Here is a 20,851-nt window from a genome sequence, read left to right on the forward strand (position 1 = left end):
CCGGAGCGCTATGCGCGGTCGGTGCCCCGGCGCTCCCGCACGGACGCGTCGACCAGCTCCCGGAGGACGCCCTCGTCGACCGCGTCGAGCCGGGTCAGGTAGAGGCACGCCTTCGCCGTCCGGTGCGGGCCGAGCCGGGCGAGCGTCTCGGCGTGCCGCTCGGCGTAGCCACCGGCCAGGTAGAGCACGAGATTCTGCTTGCGCGGCGAGAAGCCGACCAGGAAGAAGTCGCCCGTCGGGCCGCGATGGCTGCCGAAGCCCACGATGTTCGGGCCCCACATGACCGGTGGCTCGCCGGAGACCTCCGCAAGGACGACCCGGAGTCGTTGCGCGTCGGCCCGCCGTCGGGCGTCGGGGACCGTCGCCAGGAAGTCGTCGACATTCGTGTCGACCGGCACGGTGACCGGCCCCTTCGCTCGCGTCATGCGCCCATGGTGCCAGCCGGGTCCGACAACCGGCGGCGGCCGACCTGGGTCGGAAAGGCTCATTTGGCTGCGCATCGGCCAATTTGCCGAAGAATATCGTCATTGCATTGGTGGCCACCCATGAATTGACGCATTTATCAATGGTTGTTCGCGGGAGTTCCGGCCGGTAACGTCTCGCATGGCGACTAGCCGATCCCTCGCGAAAGGGTCGACGCGTCATGACGGTTGCTGGCTTCACGCGATATCCGCACTTCATCGACGACCTGGCCCGAAGCGAATCGGGGCGGCTGCTGCACGCCGAACTCGGCCGCCGCTGGCCGGAGACCACCGACCCGCTCACCGCGATCGCCCGCTACGCGCTGCTGCCGGCGGGCAAGCTGCTCCGGCCGATGATGACGCTGCACGCGGCCGAGGCGGTGGGCGGATCACCCCGCGACGTGCTCGCCGCCGCGCTCGGCACGGAATACCTGCACGTCGCGACGCTCGTGCACGACGACATCATCGACGCCGACACGATGCGCCGCGGCCGTCCCGCCGTCCCGGTCGCGTTCGGCATCCCGGGCGCCATCGTCGGCGGCGACCACCTCATCTTCACCGCGTTCCGGGCCATCGCCGACAGCGGCGCCGCGGCGCCGCCCGGCCACGTGGTCGCCGCGATCACCGCGCTGGCCGAGGCGGGACAGGACCTGTGCCGCGGCCAGTCGATCGAGGCCGGTCTCGTCGGCGACCTGGACGCCGGCGCCCGCTGGTACCCGGAGATGATCCGCCTCAAGACCGGGTCGCTGTTCCGCGCGGTCTGCCACATCGGCGCGCTGCTCGGCGGCGCCGAACCGGCCGTGGCGTCCGCGCTCGCCCGCTACGGCGAACACCTCGGCGTCGCGTTCCAGATCCGCGACGACCTGCTCTCCTACGTCGCCACCCCGGAGCAGACCGGGAAGCCGGCGACCAGCGACCTCAACAACGGCCGGCCGACGCTGCCGCTGCTGCTGGCGTACGACGCGGCCACCGACACCGACCGGGTCGAGCTGATGGCGGTGCTGCACCGGCGCGGCGCCGGCCCCGGCGACGTGGAGTGGGTCGGCGCGCTGCTCCGCGACGCCGACGCGGTCGAGAAGGCCCACCGGCGGATGGTGACGCACGCCGAACGCGCCCGGGCCGAACTGACCGTGCTCGCCCCGTCGGCGAGCGCGGACGTGCTGGCCGGCATCGCGGGCTGGATGACGAGCGAGATGGCGTGAGTGCCGCCCGGGCACTGCGGGCGCACCTGGAGACCTGGCGGCCCTACACCCTCTGGTACGTGGGGCTGGTCGGCCTGGGCGGCGCGGCGGTGGCCGCCGGCCCGCACCATCCGTGGCGACTGCTGTCGGCGTGGGCCGCGCCCACCGTCGGCTGGCTCGGCGGCCACTACCTCGGTGACTGGTTCGACCGGGAACTGGACGCCGGCAGCAAGCCGCACCGGCCGATCCCGTCCGACCGGTTGCGCGCACGGACGGCGGTGGCCTGCGGCTGCGCCTGCTTCGCCGTGCTCGCCGTGCTGGCGGTGGCGGGTGGCTGGGGCACCGGGACGGCGGCGCTGCTGGCCGGCGTCGGCATCGTCGCCTACAGCCGCTGGCTCAAGGCGCGCGGGATCGCCGGCAACCTGGTCCGCGGCGCGCTCGGCGCGGTCGCGCTGCTCTACGGCGCGCTCGCCGTCCCGATCCCGTCGTCGGCGTGGCCGGTCCTGCTGGCGCTGGCCGTCGCCTTCTGGGCGCACGACACGATGTCCAACCTGGTCGGCGCGCTGCGCGACATCGACGGCGACCGCGCGGGCGGATACGCGACGCTGCCGGTCCGCCGGGGCGTACCGGTCGCCGTCCGGACCGTCGTGACGCTGCACGCCGTCACGCTCGGCGCCGCGCTCACCGCCGGCCTGCTGGCCCGACCCGACGCCCGCGCCGCCTACCTGGCGACCCTGCTGGTGGTCGCGGTCACCGGCGTCGCCGCGCTCGCGCCGCTGGTGACCCGCCGCGGCGGGATGCCGGTCACGGTGGCGTTGCGCGCCCACTCCGTCCTGGTCGTCGAGCGGGTGGTGCTGGCCTCGGCGGTGGTCGGGCTCGGCCTCGGCGTGGTCGTGCAACTCGTGCTCGCGCTGCCGATGGTCGCGCTGACCTGGTGGGCGCAGCGCGGGATGCGGGCCCGCTACGAACTCGGCCCGGCGAGCGCCGGCCTCGCCCTGGCCACCCACCGTCGAGTGCCCCTGGAGGACGCGCCATGACCGCTGTGACCGCGGAGGCCGTCGCGACGGCGATCACCGCCGGCGCCGAGGCGCTGCTGCGCCGCCGGCGCGCCGACGGCGTCTTCACCGACGACCCGCCCGCCTCGGTGCTCGGCACCGCCGGCGCGGTGGCCGCGTTGCACGCCGCCGACCCGGCCGGCAGCGCCGACCTGGTCGACGCCGGCGTCGAGTGGCTGCTCCGCCAGCAACACGACGACGGCGGCTGGGGTGGCGTCGTCGGCGCGCCGAGCGAGGTCGTGCCCACCGCCGTCGCGGTCGCCGCGCTGGCGCTCGGCGCACCGGCCGCCGGCGCCGAGGCGGTCGCGGCCGGACGGGCCCGGCTCGCCGCCATGGGCGGGGTCGACGCGGTCACCGACCGGGCCATCGCACTGCTGTGCCGCCAACTCCTGACCATGGCCGGGCTGACCGCCGAGGCCGGCCCGCTGCGCCGGCTGCCCCTGGAGATCGTCCTGTTCGACCGGGTCCGCCGCAGGCGCCTGTCGTTCCGCACCACCCCGTTCGTCGGTCTCGCCCTGATGCAGGCCGACCTGCTGCCCACCGGCCGCCTGCGCCGCGCCACGCTGCGCCGGGCCCGGCCGGTGGCGGTACGGCTGCTGCGCTCCGTCTTCGACCACGAGGGACGCACCGGCGCGCTCAGCGAGGACCCGTGGCCCGCCGCGCTGGTGCTGCTCGGCCTGGCCCGCAGCGGGGAGGCCCCGGACATCGCCGCCGCCGTGGTCGGCTGGCTGCGCCGCGCGGTCCGCCTCGACGGGGCCTGGGACGCCGTGACCAACCTCGACCTGACCCGCTCCGGCTACGCGGTCACCGGCCTGATCGCCGCCGGGTACGCGGCCGACCCCCGGCTGCGCGCCACCCGCGAGTTCTTCCACGCCACCCAGAAACCGGCCGCGTTCGAGGTGCTGGACGTGCCGCCGGGCGGCTGGAGCTACTCCAACGTGGGCGGCTGGCCGGTGACGCTGGAGTCCGCCGAGATCCTGTCCGCGCTCGCCGGCTACCCCGACGCCGACGCCGATCCGGTCCTGCGTACCGGCCTGGACTGGCTGACCGGGCGGCAGGACAGCCGCGGCTCGTGGAGCCTGTGGGTCCGCGACACCCGGCTCGCCAACGACGGGCCGTGCCCGGCCATCACCAGCCAGGCGATCCTCGCCCTGCACGAGGCCGGCCGCCCCGACGACCACCCGGCGATCGCGCGGGCGGCGGCCTGGCTGCTGACCCGGGCCGCGCCGGACGGCACCTTCGAGAACCTCTGGTACCGCGACCACACCTCCGGGACCGCGGTGGTGGTGGCGGCGCTGTCACGCGTCGGGCACGCCCGGCACGACGTGGTCCGCCGGGCGGCCCGGTGGCTGCGCGACACCCAGCTCCCGGACGGCTCGTGGGGACCCGGCGACGGCACCGCCGGCTCGGTGGAGGAGACCGCCTGGGCCGTCCAGGGGCTGCTCGCCACCGGCGACCCCGAGGCCCGGACGGCCACCGACCGGGGCGTCGCCTGGCTGGTGGCGGCCGCCGGCCCGGACGGCGGCTGGCCGGCGACCCGGGTGTGCAACTACATCCGCCACCACATGCGCTACCCCAACGCGGTGATCACCCAGGCGCTCGCGCTGCGGGCGCTCGGCGAACACCGCCGTACCGCCGCCGGCCGCCCCGACGTCGCCCCCGGGGCGGTGACCCGATGAGCGCCGACGTCGTGGTGGTGGGCGCCGGCGCGGGTGGCCTGGCGAGCGCCCGCGCGCTCGGCGCGCTCGGGCTGCGGGTGCTGGTACTCGACCGGCAACGCACCCCCGCGTCGATCGCCAAGGGCGAGATCCTGCAACCCGAGACGGTCCGCATCCTCGACACCTGGGGCACGCTCGACGCGCTGCGGGCCACCGGCGCGCGCCCGGTCGGGCGGCTGGCCATCCGGGACCCGTCCGGCGAGCCGCTGCTCTGCCTGGACTACGCCGGCCTGCCCGGCGCGTACCGGGAGATCCTCTGCGCCGACTACGGCGACCTGCGCGCCGTGCTCGCCGACGGGCTGCCCGACCCGGTGGACCTGCGCTGGGGCCGGCGGGTGACCGGCCTGCTGCGCGACGACGGCGGGCGGGTCACCGGCGTCCGGGTCACCGGCGACGGCGGTGAGCAGGACGTCCCGGCGGCGCTGGTGGTGGCCGCCGACGGCATGTCCTCGCCGCTGCGCCGGGCGGCCGGCGTCGCGGTCGAGCGCCGCGAGTACCCGCACGGCCTGGTCGCGTTCGACGTGGCCGGCGCCGAGGTGACCGACGAGGTGACCGCCTACCGCACCGGCCGGGGCCTGTGCCTGGTCTACCCGCTGCCCGGCGGACGGTGCCGCCTCTACGTACAGGTGACGCCGGACGAGTTCCGGGGCCGGGCCGACCTGGGTCCGTGGTGCGACCGGCTGCTCGCCGACGTGCCGGCGATCCGCCCGCTGGAGCCGGCGATCCGGGCCAGCCTGCACCGCCGCCAACTCCTCGCGGTCTACCGGCTGCGCGCCGCCCGCCTCACCGTGCCCGGCCTCGCGCTGCTCGGCGAGGCCGCCCACGCGGTGCACCCGATGGCGGCGCAGGGCGTCAACAGCTCCCTCGGCGACGCCGAGACGCTGGCCGCCACGCTGGCGGCCGAGGGCGGGACGCCGGAACCCGACGCGGTGGACCGGGCGCTGCGCGCCTACCAGGCCGCGCGCCGGTCCCGCCTCGACCACGTCGCCACCGTCAGCCACAACGCCTCCCGCATGATCACCAGTGTCACCGGGCTGCCGAAGCTGCTCGGCGGGCGGATGATGCGCCGCACCGCCGCCAACCCCCGACTGCTCGGGCTCACCGCCGGCAACCTCTCCGGCACCGACGTGCGACCCCTGTCGCTCGTCGACCGGCTGCACCAACTCGGGTTGCTCGCCGACCGGCACGCCCACGCCCCGTCCGCCCCGGCCCCGTCGGAGAGGTGAGCGACCATGACCCCTACCAGTGCCGTCGGCACCCACCCCCCGGCCGACCTGTCGATGAACGAGACGCCGTACCCGCCGCTGCCCGGCATCCGGCGGATCGTCGCCGACGGCGCCGCCGCCCTCCAGCGGTATCCGGACCGCACCTCGTCGGCCCTGGTGTCCGCGCTGACCGCGCGACTCGGGGTGGGACCGGAGGGGATCCTGGTCGGCCCCGGCTCGGCCGGCCTGTGCCAGCACCTGGTGCAGTCGCTCGGACCCCGGCCGGAGGTCGTGCACGCGGCACTGTCCTTCGAGGGCTACCCGCTGATCATCGGCAACGCGGGCGCCCGCGCGGTGCCGGTGCCGATGGACGGGTACGGCCACGACCTGCCCGCCATGGCGGACGCGGTGACCGAGCGGACCCGGTGCGTGCTGCTGTGCAACCCGAACAACCCGACCGGGGCCGCGTTACGCCGCGACGAGGTCCGCGCGTTCCTCGACCGGATCCCGGCCGACGTGCCGGTCATCGTGGACGAGGCGTACCGGGAGTTCGTCACCGACCCCGACGCGCCGGACGGGATGGAGCTGTACCGGGCCTACGACAACGTCTGCGTGCTGCGCACCTTCTCCAAGGCGTACGGGCTGGCCGCGCTGCGGATCGGCTACGCCGTGGTGCCGCCCCGGCTGACCCGGGCGGCGGCGCTGACCGGCGCGGTGTTCTTCCCGAACGCGCTCGCCCAGGCCGCCGCCGTGGCCAGCCTGTCGCCGGACGTGACGCCGGAGCTGACCCGCCGTTGCACGGAACTGGTGGCGGCCCGGACCCGCCTGATCGGCGCGCTGCGCGGTCTCGGGGTCACCGTGGCGCCGAGCGAGGCGAACTTCGTGTGGCTGCCGCTGGGGGAGGGGGCGGTGTCGTTCGCCGACCGCGCCCGGGCGGCCGGGATCCTGGTGATGGCGCTGCCCGGCGCGGGGGTGCGGATCACGGTCGGCTCGGACGAGGCGAACGACCGGCTGCTCGCGTTCGTCCGGGCCGCGCTCGCCGAAGGTCTCTGACTCAGCGCTCACCCCGGACGGTGCCCGCCAGCCGCCGTGCCCGGAAGCGCTCCCGCGCCCAGCCCAGGGACGGGCATTCGCCTGCCCTGTCCAGGCACCGACGGCAGTAGCCCAAGATCCAGTGTCGCCGGATGATCTGTTTCGCCAGCTCCGGCACCCATTCCGACCGTGGTGCTTCTCTCTCGATCATCCGCTGTCTCCCGAGACGGGCAGATCCAGGCACCGAACCCCGTTCAGGTACCTGGACCGCTCACCGGACGTGCCCCCACCAGCCTCCCCTGTAACGTGCACACCGTCAAGGTTGGAAGTGGCAACGTGTGCACGAGTCACGTGCATACGGTCACGGGGTGAGGCTCGTGGCGCTCTCCGACATCGCGGACATGCTTGGCGGCGTGTCGCGCACGCGGGCGACCGAGATCACCAATCGGTCGACATTCCCGGACCCCATCGACACCGTGGCGAGCGGCAAGGTGCGGGTGTGGGATCGCGCCGACGTCGAAGCGTGGATCAAGCGGTACCGGCCGAACCAGCGAGGCGGGGACGAGGAGCAGCCCTGACCTCGCCGCCGCTGGGTCACTCCTTACCCCACCCGTCGGCGGCGATCGCACGCGAGGACGTGCGACATGTCGTCGCCGGCGTCATCCCCTTTCGCCGCGGAGCCTGTCGTATCCCCGTGCTCCAATCCCCGCATGCATCTCGTGGTCACCGGCGCACTCGTGGAGAACGGCGCGGTCCTGCTCGTGCACCGCAGCCCGACCCGCCGGGCCTATCCGGATCTCTGGGATCTGCCCGGCGGGCACGTCGACCCGGGCGAGTCGGAGTTGCAAGCGCTCGCACGTGAGATGCACGAGGAGCTCGGTGTCCGGATCGTGGCGGAGTCCTCGTCACGGTTGGGTGAGCTGCGCCTCGGCAGCGGCGACAACGCCGTTCACCTGTGCGTCTGGCACGTCGGAGACTGGGTAGGTTCGCCGACCAACTGCGCGCCCGACGAGCACGACGACATGGCGTGGGTCGGGATCCACGAGCTCGGCGACCTTCCCCTGGTGCATGGCGACCTGCCGGCACTGGTCCGTGCTCTGGCCGGCCCCGGCCGGTCGCGTCGTCGCGACGGGACACCGACGGCCGCGCCGTGAGGCCGGTAGCGCTCTCCGACGGGGACAGCGCCGGTCAACCGCCGAGTCGTTGCCGGGCGAGGAACTTGGGCACGACCATGCGCCATGCCTCCGTCACCAGCTCGGTCATGTCTCCGTGGTCGAGCCGGGCGAGGTGGCAGCACACCCAGTTGAAGCGCTGGTCGGAGACACCGGGCAGGAAGAACAGGTCCGGGTCGCCGGCGATGAGCCCGTCGCGCTCCTCCTTCGGATACCCGAAGCCCATCGTCGTCTCGTCGCGGGAGAACGCCACGTACACGATGGCGCCGACCCGGAACTTCACGCGGTCCCGGATGAGGTGCTCACTGCTGCGCGGCAGCGTCCGCGCCAGGGCGCGGACGTCGGCTACGGTCACCATGCCCCGACCGTACGCATGAGGTACGTCATCATGGGCCGCTGACGATCCCGGTCCGGACCGGATCGTCACCGCCGTCCATCGTGACGGCGCAGTGGCATGGTTCGAGACGTCCGGGTTCGGCTGCCTCCGCCTGACCGAGGAGCCGCTCCTTCCGATGCCCACGCCAGCGCTCGCCGGGTGATGGCGGAGACAGATCCCGCCGAGGGTCGCGGTATCGTCCCGTCAATGTGTCGATCTCGGTGAGGGAGTCGGGTATGTCCAGCGCCGTCGGCAGGAAGGCGGCCCGGGCGATGGCGTCGGTGATCGCCTGCGGCGCGGTGCTCGGCTGCTCCTCCCCGCCCGGCCGACAGTCGACTGAGCCTGCCCCGGCCACGTCGGCGCGGCCCTCCGGCTCGGTGTCGGCGCAGGCCTCGGCGAGTCCGTCCGCGCCGTGGGCACGCCTGGAACTGCCGATGCGGTTGGGCACGCGTTCCCAGTTCTTCTACCGCCCGCTGCTGTTCGCGGCGGGGGAGAACACCGATCAGCTCGCTCGGCTGGTCCGGCAGCCGCGCGACTCGGCCGCGCAGGTCTACAACGGTGAGACCGACGCCGACTATGCGGTGATGGTGAGCGCGGTGGCCGGCTCCGTACGAGACGAGGATGCGGCGCTGGACGGGCTCTTCAAGCTGCTTCCCCGGCTGCGCGACGTTCGGACGGTGGAGCCGGGACCCCTGGGGGGTGAGGCTCGCTGCGGTGCCGGCCGCAATGGCGAGTACTACGTCACGATGTGCGCGTGGGCCGATCGGGCGAGCGTCGGCACGGTCACCTTCCTCAGCCCGAAGAAGCGCCCGAACACTCGTGGGAAGGAGTTCGTGGAGATCCGGAGCCTGTTGGAGATCCCTGGCTCCGGGCCCGACCCCCGACCGGTCCGACCCAGCTAGGCCGGCGGGAGTGCCGGCGGGTGACGCTGCTCCAACCGCCTCTTCGCGGACCTCGCGGCTCACGCGCAGTCGCTATTGTTCGCGGGTGGACGGGGAGCTTTTCTGGAGCATCGTCGAAGACGCCCGCGCGGAGATGGGTGCCGACAGTGAACGCGTCGCCCAGGTGTTGCTTCGCCGCCTTCGAGCGCTGCCACCCGATGACATCGAGCGGTTCCAGGAACTGTGGGAGCAGGCGCAGGACGAGGTCTTTCGATGGCCGATCAGTGACGCCGCGGTTCTGCTGCTGGGGCCCACGGACGACTTCCTCGCCGTGCAGGGCTGGATCGTCTCGCACGGGCGCGACACCGTACGACGACTACTGGACGACCCGGACAGTCTGGTCGAGTTGGCGCCCGATCGGCACAACGCACAGATCGACTGGTTCACCGGGCTGGCCATGGAGGCACACATTGCCGCGACTGGCGCCCCGTTCGCCGTGGACGGCCCGCCGGGCCTGGACGAGCCGCTCGGGACGCCCGTCGATCTGACGGACGAGGCGAAGGCGAGACGGCAGTTTCCTCGCCTCACCGCGTACCTGGACGACAACAGTTGGATCCAGCGGCCCTGGGCGGATCCGGCCGATTGACAGCGTTGCCCGTCGGGCCGGTCGTGGTCGGCCCCGCCGTCACCCGTGGGCCAGGATGACCAGGCACAGATAGCGCAGGTCCGGCTCGTAGTCGGCGACCAGTACCGCCCCGGGTCGATCCGGACCGGCGTCGATCCGGTCCAGCAGCGCCCACCACACCCCGGTGGACGGCTGCCCCGGCGGCATCGCCGTCACCGGGCTCGCCCCGAGCGCGATGCCGGTGGCGGCGAGGCCCGCGCCCAGCACCACCGCCACGTCCGGGGACCCGGCGCCGAGCGCGCGCAGCTCGGCCGCCGCCAGGCCGGCCACCTCGGCCGGCCCGACGTCCGCGTGCTGCCGCAGCGCGGTCACCCGCGCGCCACCGTCGGCCGGGCCGCCGCCGAGCAGCAGCGCCACGGCCCGGTGCCGCGCCGGCACGGCAACCCCCGGGTCGTACGGCAGGACGGCCTGCTCGACGGCGATCAGCAGGGTCCGGCGGTACGCCGAGGCGTCGGCGATCCGTAGCCCGGTGAACGCCGCCGCCGAGCCCTGGTCGCAGAGCGCGAACGACATCGGCGTGCCGGGGCAGACGTGACTGAGGTAGGCGGCGGTGGCGCGCCCGGGCAGCGCGTCGTGCACGGCGTACGCCAGCACCAGCAGGTCCACCGGCTCGTCGTCGGGCACGAGCGTCGGGATCAGCGCCGCGGCCATCTCGCCGTAGGACTGGCCCCGCGCGGTCGGGTCGAACCGCAGGCCGTACGGGCGGGTCAGGTCGGTCAGGTACTCGTCGGCGCGGGCCCGCAGCACCGGGTCGGCGAGCAGCTCGGCCGGGCCGGTGAACTCCCGGCGCGCGGCCCGGATGAGGTGCAGCAGGACGCCTCCCAGGTCAGTGCTCGAACACCATGGCGGCGAACGTCGCCCCGTCGCCGGCGCCCACCGCCGCGACCAGGTAACGGTCGCCCGGGCGCAACAGGTCACGCTCGCGCGCGGTGCGGTAGTTGACGAACGCGTCGGCGCAGAAGACGTGACCGGTCTCGGTGACGTTGTCCAGCAGCACCTTGTCGAGCGGGAGGCCGATCAGCTTGCCCAGCCGCTTCCAGGTCAACAGGTTGACGTTGTGCGGCAGCACCAGCCGCAGTTCCGCCAGCGTCGTGCCGGCGTCCGTCAGGGCCCGGTCGATGACCTCGGCCAACGCCGGGCGATATTCGCGCTGGAACCGGGCCGGCGACGCGCCGCCGGCCACGTCGAACTCGCCGCGCTGCGTGCACGCGTAGGAGAGCAGCCGGTCCCGGCCGCCGTGCGCGCTGACCAGGCAGGCCGACGCGCCCTCGCTGAACACCGACGTCTCCGGGATGAACTGGGCGTCGCGGGTGAACGCCTTCTCGCCGGTGAGCACCAGCGCGAGCGGCTCGCCGTCCGGCCCGGGCGGCTCGGCGGCCAGCAGCCGCCCGGCCACGTCGACCGCGGCCAGCGCGCCGGCGCAGGACTGCTGGGTCAGCGTGAACGCGAGCGCGTGGCCCAGCCCCAGCTTCCGGCAGACGTCGTGCAGCGGGTTGGCGGGATACGGCGCCACCACCGGGAACGCGCGCGCGTACAGCACGAAGCGAACCCGCTGCGCCACGCCGGGCAGCGCGGTGAGGCCGTCCGTCGCGCGCAGCAGCAGGTCGGGCAGGGAGCGGTCGGGGTCGCGGCGCACCTCGGTCAGCCCGTGGAACCGCCGGAACAGCCGGATCTGCATCTCGGTCAGGCGCAGCGGCGCGGCCAGCGCCTCGATCGGCACCCGGCGGCTCGGCAGGAACACCGAGACGGCGTCGAGCGCCGTCATCCGCACACCGTCACGCAGCGATCACACCAACGACACCGATGGATGTCAACGCGCGTGGCATCATATCGACGTGGCTCGGTTCCTCTTCGTGGTGCTGCCGGTGGTGTCGCACCTGTCCGCGCCACTGGCCGTCGCCCAGGCGCTGGAGGCCGCCGGGCACGAGGTCGCCTGGTGCGGGCCCCGCAGCGACCTGCGGCCGCTGATCGGGCCGGACGCCACGCTCTACCCGACCGGCAAGCGGCACTACCGGCCGGACGCCGCGTCCGGGATGGACTCGGTGCGCAGCCTCTGGGCGGGGCACGTGCTGCCGGCCAACCGGTTCATCCGCGACACCGCCGACCGGGCGGTCGCCGAATACCGCCCCGACGTGGTCGTGGCCGACCAGTACGCGCTGGCCGGCGCGCTGGCCGCGCACCGACACGGGGTGCGCTGGGCGACGTTCTGCGTGGGCATGCTGGAGCTGACCCCGCCGACCGAGGAGATGCCCGGGTTCGACGACTACGTGCGCGCGCAGGTGGCCCGGGTGTGGGCGATGACCGACCTGCCCGTCGACCCGGCGCTCGACCTGCGCTTCTCGCCGTACCTCGTGATCGGGCTGACCACGGCGGCGCTGACCGGCCCGGCGGCGCTGCCGGCGCGGTGCGTGCTGACCGGGCCGGCGCTGGGCCGGCGGCCGAACGCGCCCGCCTTCGACTGGGACGCCTGGGATCCGGCCCGCCGGCACGTGCTGGTCACCGTCGGCACCATGGCCGAGCACCTGGCGAGCGACTTCTACCGGCGCATCACGGCCGCCACCGCGCCGCTGGCCGACCGGGTCCAGGTGGTCCTCACCGCCCCGCCGGGCCTGCTGCCCGACCCACCGGCGCACGTGCTCGTCGCGCCCCGGGTGCCGGTGCTGGAGCTGATGCCCCGGCTGGACGCGGTCGTCTCGCACGGCGGGCTGGGCACGGTCTCCGAGGCGCTGGCCCACGGCGTACCGGTGGTGGTGGCGCCGATCCGCCACGACCACCCGACCGTGGCCCGGCAGGTGACGCGGGCCGGGGCCGGTCTCGCGGTCTCGTTCCACGAGGCCACCCCGGCGGAGCTGACCTCGGCGCTGGCGGCCGTCCTCGACGACCCGGCCCACCGCGACGGCGCGCGCCGGGTCGCCGCGTCGTTCGCCGCGGCCGGTGGCGCCCGGGCCGCCGCCGACCACCTCGCCGCACTGGCCGTCCCGGCGCCACCGTCGCACCAGGAGGTCCGATGATCGAGGCCACCGGCCTGCGCAAGTCGTTCCGGGTGGGCCGCGGTCGCGGCGCGAGCACGGTCGAGGCGGTACGCGGCGTCGACTTCGCGGTGCGGCGCGGTGAGATCGTCGGCTTCCTCGGCCCCAACGGCGCGGGCAAGTCCACCACCCTGAAGATGCTCGCTACGCTGCTCAGACCCAGCGGTGGCGCGGCGACGATCGCGGGTGTCGACCTGCTCCGCTCACCCGCCGAGGTGCGCCGGCGGATCGGGTTCGTGGCGCAGGCCAGCGGCACCTACGACGACTCCACCGCCCGCCGGGACCTGGTGCTCCAGGCCCGGATGCACGGCCTGGCGAAGAGCGTGGCGCAGGAGCTGGCGGTGGCGGCGATCCGCGCGTTCCAGCTCGACGACTTCGCCGACCGGAAGATCCGGACGTACTCCGGCGGGCAGCGCCGGCGGCTCGACGTGGCGCTGGGCGTCATCCACTCGCCGCGGGTCATGTTCCTGGACGAGCCCACCGCCGGGCTCGACCCGCCCAGCCGGGCCCGGATGTGGCAGGAGGTCCGGCGGCTGCGCGACGAGGGCATGACGATCTTCCTCACCACGCACTACCTGGACGAGGCGGACAGCCTCTGCGACCGGGTCTCGATCATCGACGCCGGCCGGATCGTCGCCGAGGGCACCCCGTCGGACCTCAAGCGGGAGATCTCCGGCGACGTGGTCACCGTGGACTTCGCCGCGCCCGACCTGCTCGACGCGGCCGGCGGTGACCTGCCGGCCGCGACGAAACTGCTGGCCGAGGCGCCCTACGTGCGCGCGGCGGAGCCGGTCGACGGCGTCCTGCGGCTCTACGTCGACGGCGCCGCCACCGCCATCCCGCAGATCATGCGGGCGCTCTACGACCGGGGCATCGAGCCCGGCGCGATCGAGGCCCGCCGGCCCAGCCTCGACGACGTGTTCCTGGCCAAGACCGGCCGCTCACTGGAGGAGTGACGTGAAGCTCGCCCGTGACACCTGGCTGGTCTTCCAGCAGGAGGCCGGCCTGATGGTGCGCAACCCGGTGATGGTCGCGTTCAGCCTGGCCCAGCCGATCACCTACCTCGTCCTCTTCGCCCCGTTCCTCAAGGTGGTGATGGTCGACCGGGGCGCCTCCAGCTACGCCGACGCGTACCGCATCTACGTGCCCGGCCTGTTCGTGGCGATGGGCCTGTTCGGCGGCCTGTTCGCCGGCTACGGGCTGCTCAGCGCGTTGCGCGCGGGCATCATCGACAGGTGTCGGGTGACCCCGATCAGCCGCACCGCGCTGCTGCTCGGCCGGGCCCTGATGCACGTGTGCCTCAACGTGGTGCAGGCCGTCGTGGTCACGCTCGTGGCGCTGCCGTTCGGCCTGCGCGTGCACCTGGCCAACCTGCTCGTCTCGTACGCGCTGCTGGGCGTGATGGTGCTGCTCAGCACGTCCATCTCGTACGACATCGCGCTGCTGGTGCGCAACGAGAACAGCCTCGGCGTACTGGTGAACACCGTCGGGCAGCCGATCTCGCTGCTCGCCGGCGTGCTCATCCCCCTGGTGCTCGCGCCGATGTGGATCCAGCGGGTCGCGCTGTGGAACCCGTTCGCCTGGGCCACCGACGGCATGCGGGCGCTGTTCGCCGGCCAGATCGTGCAGACCGTGGTCTGGCAGGGCGCGCTCATCATGGTCGGGCTGGCCGCCGCCAGCCTCCTCTGGTCGTCGCACCTGTTCAACCGCGAGGTCTCCTGACCGTCCGTACATCGACCATTGTCTCAGCGTTGCCGGCGCTCTAACCTGATCGTGTCCTGGCGACGTGAGGAGGTGAGGCGTTGGGTGCCGACAACTTCCGGGCGACCCTGGCGGCGGATGCGGAACTGGGCGCCGGCAACGTGCTGCCGCGACTGGCCGCGCACGGGGCCGACCTGCACGCGCCCCGGGTGACGTTCGACGTCGACGTGGACGACATCCCCGCCTGGACCCCGCTGTCGCTGGCCACCCTCACCGACCGGGTCGCCGCCCGGGCGGCCTGGTTCGCCGCGCGCGGCGTCGGCCGGCGCGACCCGGTCGCGGTCTACGTGACCTCCGCGCCGGACGTGTTCCTCAACTTCCTCGCCCTCACCTGGCTCGGCGCGATCCCGGCGCTGATGAACGGCAACATGCCGATCGAGCTGGCCGCCGAGTTCGTCAGGCGGCTGCGCGGCGTCGGCGTGGTGCTCGACGCCGACCACGCCGCGCTGCGCGAGCACGACCTCGGCGTACCGGTGCTCGGCGACGCGGCCGAGACCGGCACCGGCGACCCCGCGCAGGCGCCGCCGCACCACCGCCACCACCCCGAGGACCCGGTGGTCGTCACGCACTCCTCGGGCACCACCCGGGTGCCCGCCGCGATCGTGCACTCGCACCACGGCCTGTTCGCCGCGATCCGCGCGGTCCGGCTCACCGAGTCCCGGCCGTACGGCGAGGTGCGCGAGCTGTCCGCGTTGCCGGCCGCGCACGCCGCCGGCATCATCACGCTCAACCAGGCGCTCTGCAACGGCTACCAGTTGCTCTGCCTGTCGGCGCAGGGCGGCCCGTTCACGCGCAGCGCCGAGACGATCCTCGACGCCATCGAACGGTGGCGCCCGACCGGCGTGTTCGGCTTCGCGGTGACCTGGTCGGAGCTGGCCCGCGTCGACCTGGGCACCCGCGACCTCAGCTCGGTGCGCAACTGGTTCAACACCGGCGACTGCGCGCACGAGTCGCACGTGCGCCGGCTCGTCGCCGTCGGCAGCCACCCCACCTGGACCCGCGACGGGCTGGTCGACGTGCCCGGCTCCAAGTTCGTCGACATGCTCGGCTCCACCGAGATGGGGCACGGCGCGTTCCGGATCACCCACCGCCTCGGCAGCGACCGCTACGACCGCTGCGTCGGCAGGCCGTACCCGTTCGCCCGGATCGCCCTGCTCGACGTGGCCACCGGCGAGGAGGTCCCGGACGGGCAGGTCGGGCACGTCGGGCTGAAGTCGCCGACGCTGGCGATCGGCTACTGGAACGACTCGGTCACCACCTGGCGCACCCGCCTCGGCGGGTGGTACCTGACCGGCGACCTGATGTACCGCGACGAGGCCGGCGACTACCACCACGTGGACCGGGCCAGTGACGCGGTCGACCTGGGCGGTGGCGCCTGGCTCTACACCGCGCTGTCCGAGGAGCGCATCCTCAAGCACTGCCCGGACGTGCGGGACTGCACCGTCGTCGCGGCCACCGCCGACGACGGCGCGACGGTCACCGACGTGCTGCTCCTGCTCGCCGACGACGCCGACACCACGCTGGACCGCACCGACCGGGTCCGCGCGGCGCTGGGCCCGGCGGTGGCCGCCACGCTGCGCCGGGTGGTGACCGTGCCGGACGACGACGTGGTGACCGGACCGACCGGAAAGGTCCGCAAGTTCCTGATGCGTCAACGCCTGCTGGCCGGCGCCGGCCAGCCCTGACCGGATTCCCGATCCGGCGGGGGTGCGCGGCCGTGCCAGAATCGGCAGCCGTGTCCTACCTCCCCGCGCAGCCGTACCCGCCCATGCCCGGCGTCGTCTCGCCGCTCGTCGCGTACCCCCATCCGATCGTGCCGCCGCCCGGTTACGCGGTGCTCGTCGTCTCGGTGAACCGCGGGCCCTACCTGGTGCCCGTGCCGACGACCAGCCGCTTCAAGATCGACCGGCAGTCGGTGCCGATCCCCGGTGAGGGCACCTGGCACATCGCGGTGCCACCGGGGCCGCACGACGTCCGCTACACCGACTTCCTGGGCGTGCCGATCGTCACCACCTCGGTGATGCTCCAGCCGGGCGCCGCGCAGCACCTGTCGTTCCGCTTCGGCGGCTGGCGCAACCGGGTGCACGACGGGTACGGCACCGACGTGACACGCTTCGGCCTGTGGTCGAACTACAGCATCATGCTCGTCTCGCTCGCCGTCATCGTGCCGCTCTGCTGCGGCGGGCTCGCGGCGATCGGCGTCTTCTCCACCTCCCCGTGACCCGGGCCGGCCGGGCCGCCGCGCGATCTGGCCGCGATCACCGTTGAACCGCCGGCGGTCCGGTCCGTAGTGAGCCGGACGGCAGGATGGCGGTGCACAGACAGGGAGGGCGACGCGTGCGGATGCGGCGGGCCGTACAGGCGGTGCTGGTGCTGGTCGGGATCTGGCTGGCGCCCGGCGCTCCGGCGCACGCCGCGCCGGCGGAGACCGGCCGCTACTACGTGGTCGGGCCGCCGGTGGACGGGCAGCGGGAATACCTGTACGCGATCGCGTTGCGCACGCTCGGCAACGGCAACCGCTACCGGGAGATCGTCGACCTGAACACCGGCCGGGCCCAGCCGGACGGCGAGACGTTCACCGACGGGCTGACGCTGAACCCGGGCTGGGTGCTCGTCCTGCCCCGCGACGCCAAGGGCCAGGGGGTACGCATCGGCCCGCTGCCCCGCGTCCGGGCCACCCCGCCGGCGACCCGTCCACCCGCACCGGCGCGGTCCACGCCGACCCGTACCACCGCCGCGCCGACCCCGGCGCGGTCGTCCACCCCGGCACGGTCGCCCGCCACTGCCGGGGCGGCGGCCCGGCCCCCGGCCACCACCGAGGTCGCCGCGCCGCCACGACGGGACCGGACGACCGGCGGCGGGATCGACCCGCTGGTGATCCGGGTCGGCGCCGGCGTGCTGTCGGTGCTGCTCGCGGTGGTGGCGATCGTGCTGCTGCGGCCGGGCCGCGGCGGTCGCGCGCCGGCCGTGGCGGGCGACGACGGGCCGTGGCCGCCGCACCGGCACCACACGCCCCCACCCGGCGCCGGCGCGAGGACCGAAGCCGAGGGCGAGGCCGGGCCGCCGGGCTTCCGGCCGGACACCGGCTCGCCCGTATCGGCCCTGGCACCGGAACCGCTCGCGACCGGCGTGCGGACGCCGTCCGCGACCGCCGCACCCGCGGGGGACCCGCCCCCGTCGACGGCCCCGGGTTCCGCGCCCATCGTCCGGTCCGCCGGGACCGCCGTCTCCCCGCCCGCGCCGACCACCGAGGCGGCCAAGCCCGCCGACCCGGCCGAGGCTGCCGCGCCCACCGACCCGGCCGAGGTCGCCAGGCCCACCGACTCCACCGAGGCGGCCAGGCCCGCCGGCCCGGGCGAGACGGCGGCCGGTTCGACGGTGTCTCCCCGCACCGCGACGTCCACCTCGGCCGCCGGGGCGGCGACGCCTCGGTCCGCCACGTCCGGATCGGTCACCGGGCCCGGAGCGGTCACGGCGTCCGGGCCGGACCCGGCGACGGCCGCGTCGGTGGCCGGGCCGGCGCCGTCGACAGCGGCCCTTGGCGGAGCGGACGTCGGCGCCACGCCGGACGTGCCGCGCCCGCCGCTGCCGGCCGAGGACGGGGCGCCGTACCTCACCGCCGACCTGGACACCGACGTCGGCCCGGCCCGGGTCCGGCTGGTCGGGGTGGCGGCCGGGCGCGGCGCGCCGCCGTACGCCTGGTTGGGTCCGGGGGAGACGGCCCCGCCGGCGATGCTGCCGCTGGTGCTGGGACGCCGCGGGCCGTGGCGGCTGCACGTGGATCTCGCCCGGGTGCCGGACGTGTTCACGCTCGTCGGTCCGGTGGCGCTCTGCGGCCGGGCCGCCGTGGCGCTGGCCGGAACGCTGTCCGCCGCCGGGGTCGGCGTGGCGGTCGTCGGGGAGACGCCCGGCGGTGACCTGCCGGCCGGCTGCCGCCGGCTGCCCGACCTCCCCGAGCCGCCCCGGCCCGGCGAAGGGCTGCCCGAGCCGTCCGTGGTGTTCGTCGAGGGCCCACCGCCGGCCGGGGCGCGTGGCCTCGCCGCCGCCACCGGCGGCCGGTGCGTGCCGGTGGTGCTCGGTCCCGTCCCGGCCGGCCGCTGGTCGCTTCAGCTCGACGCGGAGCCGGCGGCGGGCGGCGGGGACTGAACGCCGCGCAGCACCACCGGCAGCGGTCCCGCCGCCACCCCGGGCACGGCCTCCCACACCCCGTCGCGCGCCCGGTGGACCCGGTCCACCTGCACCCGGTCGTAGGAGCGGCTGGTGAGGATCAGGTCGACGCCCGCCTGCCGCAGCCGTGCCGTCCGGCCACGGGCCAGCGGCAGCGCGGCCAGGGCGTCGGCGGTGGCCTCGACGTCGACCGTGCGGCCGCGCGGCACCCGCACCTCCACGAGCAGCCGCCCGGCCCGCGCCGCCGGGCGTTGCCGGGTCAGTGGCATCCAGCCCGACGCCAGGCCGCGGGACCGCTCCGGCAGCAGCGCGTACGCCCGGCGGGTGCCGTGCGCCGGCCACCGGCTGACGTCGTGCGGCAGCCCGCCGCTCGACGCGCCCGCCGGCGCGGACCGGATGCGCAGCGGCGCGCCGTCGAGCCCGTCCACCGCCCGGAGGCCGTCGTCGTCGGTGGCCCGGAACCCGTCGCGCACCCGAGCCCGGTCCAGCCGACCGGCCGGCAGCAGAAAGGTGTCCGGCGCACCGAGCAGATATTGCAGGCGCGCCGGGACGTGGGAGCGCAGCACCTGCACCGGGATCGCACCGCCCGGCTCGACCCGGACCCGCAGCAGGTCGGACCGCTGCGGCGCGGAGCGCGGGTCGAGGTGGGCGACCAGGAACAGCTCCGCGCTGGGTACGCCGTCGGCCGCGGCCCGCTCCAGGTCGCCGGTGACCGGCACGAACGCCTCGAACGTGGTGACGTTGACCTGCTGGCCGGGACGCAGCCACGGTGGCCCGTAGCGGGGCGCGCGGCGGGTCTCGGCGGCCAGCGTCGGGCGCGCCGAGGGTGCCGGCCGGGCCGGCCCGGGCCCGTCCGGCGCGGTGCCGTCCGATCCGGTGCCGTCCGATCCGGTGTCGTTCGGGGCAGCGTCGTCGGCGTCGCCGGTCGGGGTGTCGTCGGGCGGGGCGTCGCCGGTCACCACGACGCGTTGCCGCGACACGCGGGGCGCCAGCAGTCCGTCGGGTGTCGCGTCGACGGCCGGCGGGCCCTCGGCGTACCTCGGTCGGTGGGCCTGCCACGGCGCCACGCCGCCGGCCGCGTCGAGCGCCCGCAGGTCGCGGCGGTCGCCGAGCAGTTCCGCCCGGCCGCCCGGCGGCGGCGTCCACACCGTGGCGCCGGTGGTCTCGGCCAGCTCCGCGGCCTGGGTGACGAGTTTCGCCTGCTCGTCCGGTTCGGACGGCCAGGTGAGCCACAGCCGCAGGTCGGCGCCGTAGAGCGGCAGCTCGCCGAGGAGCGCGGCCAGGTGCCCGGCGTCGCGGACCTGCTGGGTGCCGCTGTAGTCGCCGATCAGGAAGCCGCCGGCGCGGACCGTGACGGAGACCGTGACCAGTTCGGACCCGGTGGCGCCGAGCCGGTGGGCGGTGGCCCGGCGGGCCACGAAGTCGGCCCGGGTGGCCAACGCCACACCGGTGGCCAGCGGCAGGTTCACCACCCCGGTGCGGGGCCGGACCAGACCGTCCTCCATGGCGAACCAGCCGGGGAGCGGGGTGGCCAGGTCGGGCGGTTGCAGCACCAGCCAGTCCATCGGCTGGCGGGTGACCCGGTCCAGCGGCAACGCGTGCAGCGGGCCGTCCCCGACCTCGGGCGTGCGGGCGGGCAACACCTGCCGGATGTCCGCGCCGTCCGGGCTGACCAGCACGTCGTGCCCCAGCAACCCGGCCACCTCGGTGAACAGCTCGGCGTGCCGGGCGCCGTCGTCGGCGAGGATCCGCACGTCGTCCGCGACGTCCCCGGTGCGCCGCACCAGCTCCGCCACGGCGGGCGCGTCCAGCGGGCGCTCCGGCTCGCTCGGCAGCGCCGGCCGTCCCCGGGGCCCGCACACCAGCCACAGGTCGAGCAGGCCGGGCACCCGCCGGTGCCGGCGCGGGTCGAAGCGACGGGTGCTCGGCACCCGGTCGATGCCCCGGCCGCCCACGGCCCGTACCAGCTCTGTCACCGCCGTCCCCGCCTTCGTTCCGCCGACGCCCCACCGCCGGCCGAAGCTGCTCGACATCGAGGGCCGGTACCCTCGGCGGTCTCCATGACGGACGCCATGGAAATCTGGTTCAGATTGATTTGAACGAAGTCGGCGCAGATCCGCAATAGACG

20 protein-coding genes are annotated in these 20,851 nt (G+C 75.0%); 15 read left to right on the forward strand and 5 right to left on the reverse strand.

What is annotated here, in order from left to right; translation table 11 throughout:
* Nucleotides 1–8: 8 nt before the first annotated feature.
* Entirely contained in the window at nucleotides 9–425 is a 417-nt protein-coding gene (locus tag H1D33_RS06250) for a DUF1801 domain-containing protein (protein ID WP_181568977.1), read from the reverse strand.
* A gap of 218 nt (nucleotides 426–643) precedes the next feature.
* Here H1D33_RS06250 and H1D33_RS06255 point away from each other — a divergent pair, with 218 nt between their 5' ends.
* From H1D33_RS06255 to H1D33_RS06285, 7 genes are all read left to right on the forward strand, one after another.
* Complete coding sequence (locus tag H1D33_RS06255; protein ID WP_181568976.1) at nucleotides 644–1,663, forward strand: polyprenyl synthetase family protein; 1,020 nt, start codon at nucleotides 644–646, stop codon at nucleotides 1,661–1,663.
* Nucleotides 1,660–2,679: a UbiA family prenyltransferase gene (locus tag H1D33_RS06260; protein ID WP_181568975.1), complete on the forward strand. Its 1,020-nt coding sequence runs from the start codon at nucleotides 1,660–1,662 to the stop codon at nucleotides 2,677–2,679. Before H1D33_RS06255 ends, H1D33_RS06260 begins: the two co-directional genes overlap by 4 nt.
* Nucleotides 2,676–4,376 (forward strand): prenyltransferase/squalene oxidase repeat-containing protein, encoded by a 1,701-nt coding sequence (locus H1D33_RS06265; RefSeq protein WP_181568974.1) that lies wholly within the window; start codon nucleotides 2,676–2,678, stop codon nucleotides 4,374–4,376. The genes H1D33_RS06260 and H1D33_RS06265 overlap by 4 nt, the downstream gene beginning before the upstream one ends.
* Nucleotides 4,373–5,641 (forward strand): FAD-dependent oxidoreductase, encoded by a 1,269-nt coding sequence (locus H1D33_RS06270; RefSeq protein WP_181568973.1) that lies wholly within the window; start codon nucleotides 4,373–4,375, stop codon nucleotides 5,639–5,641. The genes H1D33_RS06265 and H1D33_RS06270 overlap by 4 nt, the downstream gene beginning before the upstream one ends.
* A gap of 6 nt (nucleotides 5,642–5,647) precedes the next feature.
* Nucleotides 5,648–6,673: an aminotransferase class I/II-fold pyridoxal phosphate-dependent enzyme gene (locus H1D33_RS06275; RefSeq protein ID WP_246411608.1), complete on the forward strand. Its 1,026-nt coding sequence runs from the start codon at nucleotides 5,648–5,650 to the stop codon at nucleotides 6,671–6,673.
* A gap of 356 nt (nucleotides 6,674–7,029) precedes the next feature.
* The gene (locus H1D33_RS06280) at nucleotides 7,030–7,230 is read left to right on the forward strand and encodes a hypothetical protein (protein ID WP_307755360.1); all 201 of its coding nucleotides are present in this window, start codon (nucleotides 7,030–7,032) and stop codon (nucleotides 7,228–7,230) included.
* Nucleotides 7,231–7,362: 132 nt separating this feature from the next.
* The gene (locus H1D33_RS06285) at nucleotides 7,363–7,806 is read left to right on the forward strand and encodes an NUDIX domain-containing protein (RefSeq protein WP_181568971.1); all 444 of its coding nucleotides are present in this window, start codon (nucleotides 7,363–7,365) and stop codon (nucleotides 7,804–7,806) included.
* Nucleotides 7,807–7,840: 34 nt separating this feature from the next.
* Here H1D33_RS06285 and H1D33_RS06290 read toward each other — a convergent pair whose 3' ends face one another.
* Nucleotides 7,841–8,182, reverse strand: a complete 342-nt coding sequence (locus tag H1D33_RS06290; protein WP_181568970.1) for an MmcQ/YjbR family DNA-binding protein — start codon at nucleotides 8,180–8,182, stop codon at nucleotides 7,841–7,843.
* 254 nt (nucleotides 8,183–8,436) lie between these two features.
* Between H1D33_RS06290 and H1D33_RS06295 the strand changes: the two genes are divergently transcribed.
* Both H1D33_RS06295 and H1D33_RS06300 read left to right on the forward strand, forming a co-directional pair.
* Entirely contained in the window at nucleotides 8,437–9,102 is a 666-nt protein-coding gene (locus H1D33_RS06295) for a hypothetical protein (RefSeq protein ID WP_246411607.1), read from the forward strand.
* 85 nt (nucleotides 9,103–9,187) lie between these two features.
* A complete protein-coding gene (locus H1D33_RS06300) occupies nucleotides 9,188–9,727 on the forward strand; it encodes a DUF4240 domain-containing protein (RefSeq protein WP_246411606.1) in 540 nt (179 codons plus the stop codon).
* 39 nt (nucleotides 9,728–9,766) lie between these two features.
* Here the strand turns inward: H1D33_RS06300 and H1D33_RS06305 are convergent, their stop codons facing one another.
* Both H1D33_RS06305 and H1D33_RS06310 read right to left on the reverse strand, forming a co-directional pair.
* Nucleotides 9,767–10,513, reverse strand: coding sequence for a serine/threonine-protein kinase (locus tag H1D33_RS06305; RefSeq protein WP_246411605.1), 747 nt, complete (start codon nucleotides 10,511–10,513; stop codon nucleotides 9,767–9,769).
* A 79-nt stretch (nucleotides 10,514–10,592) separates the two neighbouring features.
* Nucleotides 10,593–11,531, reverse strand: coding sequence for a 3-oxoacyl-[acyl-carrier-protein] synthase III C-terminal domain-containing protein (locus H1D33_RS06310; protein ID WP_181568968.1), 939 nt, complete (start codon nucleotides 11,529–11,531; stop codon nucleotides 10,593–10,595).
* 70 nt (nucleotides 11,532–11,601) lie between these two features.
* Here H1D33_RS06310 and H1D33_RS06315 point away from each other — a divergent pair, with 70 nt between their 5' ends.
* From H1D33_RS06315 to H1D33_RS06340, 6 genes are all read left to right on the forward strand, one after another.
* Nucleotides 11,602–12,777, forward strand: a complete 1,176-nt coding sequence (locus H1D33_RS06315; RefSeq protein WP_181568967.1) for a glycosyltransferase — start codon at nucleotides 11,602–11,604, stop codon at nucleotides 12,775–12,777.
* The gene (locus tag H1D33_RS06320) at nucleotides 12,774–13,751 is read left to right on the forward strand and encodes an ATP-binding cassette domain-containing protein (protein ID WP_181568966.1); all 978 of its coding nucleotides are present in this window, start codon (nucleotides 12,774–12,776) and stop codon (nucleotides 13,749–13,751) included. Before H1D33_RS06315 ends, H1D33_RS06320 begins: the two co-directional genes overlap by 4 nt.
* A 1-nt stretch (nucleotide 13,752) precedes the next feature.
* Nucleotides 13,753–14,517, forward strand: a complete 765-nt coding sequence (locus H1D33_RS06325; RefSeq protein WP_181568965.1) for an ABC transporter permease — start codon at nucleotides 13,753–13,755, stop codon at nucleotides 14,515–14,517.
* An 80-nt stretch (nucleotides 14,518–14,597) separates the two neighbouring features.
* On the forward strand, nucleotides 14,598–16,241 hold the full coding sequence (locus H1D33_RS06330) for a class I adenylate-forming enzyme family protein (RefSeq protein WP_181568964.1): 1,644 nt from the start codon (nucleotides 14,598–14,600) through the stop codon (nucleotides 16,239–16,241).
* Nucleotides 16,242–16,291: 50 nt separating this feature from the next.
* On the forward strand, nucleotides 16,292–16,777 hold the full coding sequence (locus tag H1D33_RS06335; protein ID WP_181568963.1) for a hypothetical protein: 486 nt from the start codon (nucleotides 16,292–16,294) through the stop codon (nucleotides 16,775–16,777).
* 116 nt (nucleotides 16,778–16,893) lie between these two features.
* The gene (locus H1D33_RS06340) at nucleotides 16,894–18,702 is read left to right on the forward strand and encodes a hypothetical protein (protein WP_181568962.1); all 1,809 of its coding nucleotides are present in this window, start codon (nucleotides 16,894–16,896) and stop codon (nucleotides 18,700–18,702) included.
* Here the strand turns inward: H1D33_RS06340 and H1D33_RS06345 are convergent.
* Nucleotides 18,663–20,699: a hypothetical protein gene (locus H1D33_RS06345; RefSeq protein ID WP_181568961.1), complete on the reverse strand. Its 2,037-nt coding sequence runs from the start codon at nucleotides 20,697–20,699 to the stop codon at nucleotides 18,663–18,665. The two genes, H1D33_RS06340 and H1D33_RS06345, sit on opposite strands and share 40 nt — an antisense overlap.
* Nucleotides 20,700–20,851: the final 152 nt, after the last annotated feature.

The sequence above is a fragment of the Micromonospora ferruginea genome, from assembly GCF_013694245.2.
GTDB lineage: Bacteria > Actinomycetota > Actinomycetes > Mycobacteriales > Micromonosporaceae > Micromonospora > Micromonospora robiginosa.

Bases quoted from the DNA above. Each gene is read 5' to 3' on its own strand.
- H1D33_RS06295 (WP_246411607.1), top strand. From the start codon at position 8,437: ATGTCCAGCGCCGTCGGCAGGAAGGCGGCCCGGGCGATGGCGTCGGTG.
- H1D33_RS06290 (WP_181568970.1), bottom strand. From the start codon at position 8,182: ATGGTGACCGTAGCCGACGTCCGCGCCCTGGCGCGGACGCTGCCGCGC.
- H1D33_RS06310 (WP_181568968.1), bottom strand. From the start codon at position 11,531: ATGACGGCGCTCGACGCCGTCTCGGTGTTCCTGCCGAGCCGCCGGGTG.
- H1D33_RS06270 (WP_181568973.1), top strand. From the start codon at position 4,373: ATGAGCGCCGACGTCGTGGTGGTGGGCGCCGGCGCGGGTGGCCTGGCG.
- H1D33_RS06285 (WP_181568971.1), top strand. From the start codon at position 7,363: ATGCATCTCGTGGTCACCGGCGCACTCGTGGAGAACGGCGCGGTCCTG.
- H1D33_RS06275 (WP_246411608.1), top strand. From the start codon at position 5,648: ATGACCCCTACCAGTGCCGTCGGCACCCACCCCCCGGCCGACCTGTCG.
- H1D33_RS06250 (WP_181568977.1), bottom strand. From the start codon at position 425: ATGACGCGAGCGAAGGGGCCGGTCACCGTGCCGGTCGACACGAATGTC.
- H1D33_RS06320 (WP_181568966.1), top strand. From the start codon at position 12,774: ATGATCGAGGCCACCGGCCTGCGCAAGTCGTTCCGGGTGGGCCGCGGT.
- H1D33_RS06265 (WP_181568974.1), top strand. From the start codon at position 2,676: ATGACCGCTGTGACCGCGGAGGCCGTCGCGACGGCGATCACCGCCGGC.
- H1D33_RS06255 (WP_181568976.1), top strand. From the start codon at position 644: ATGACGGTTGCTGGCTTCACGCGATATCCGCACTTCATCGACGACCTG.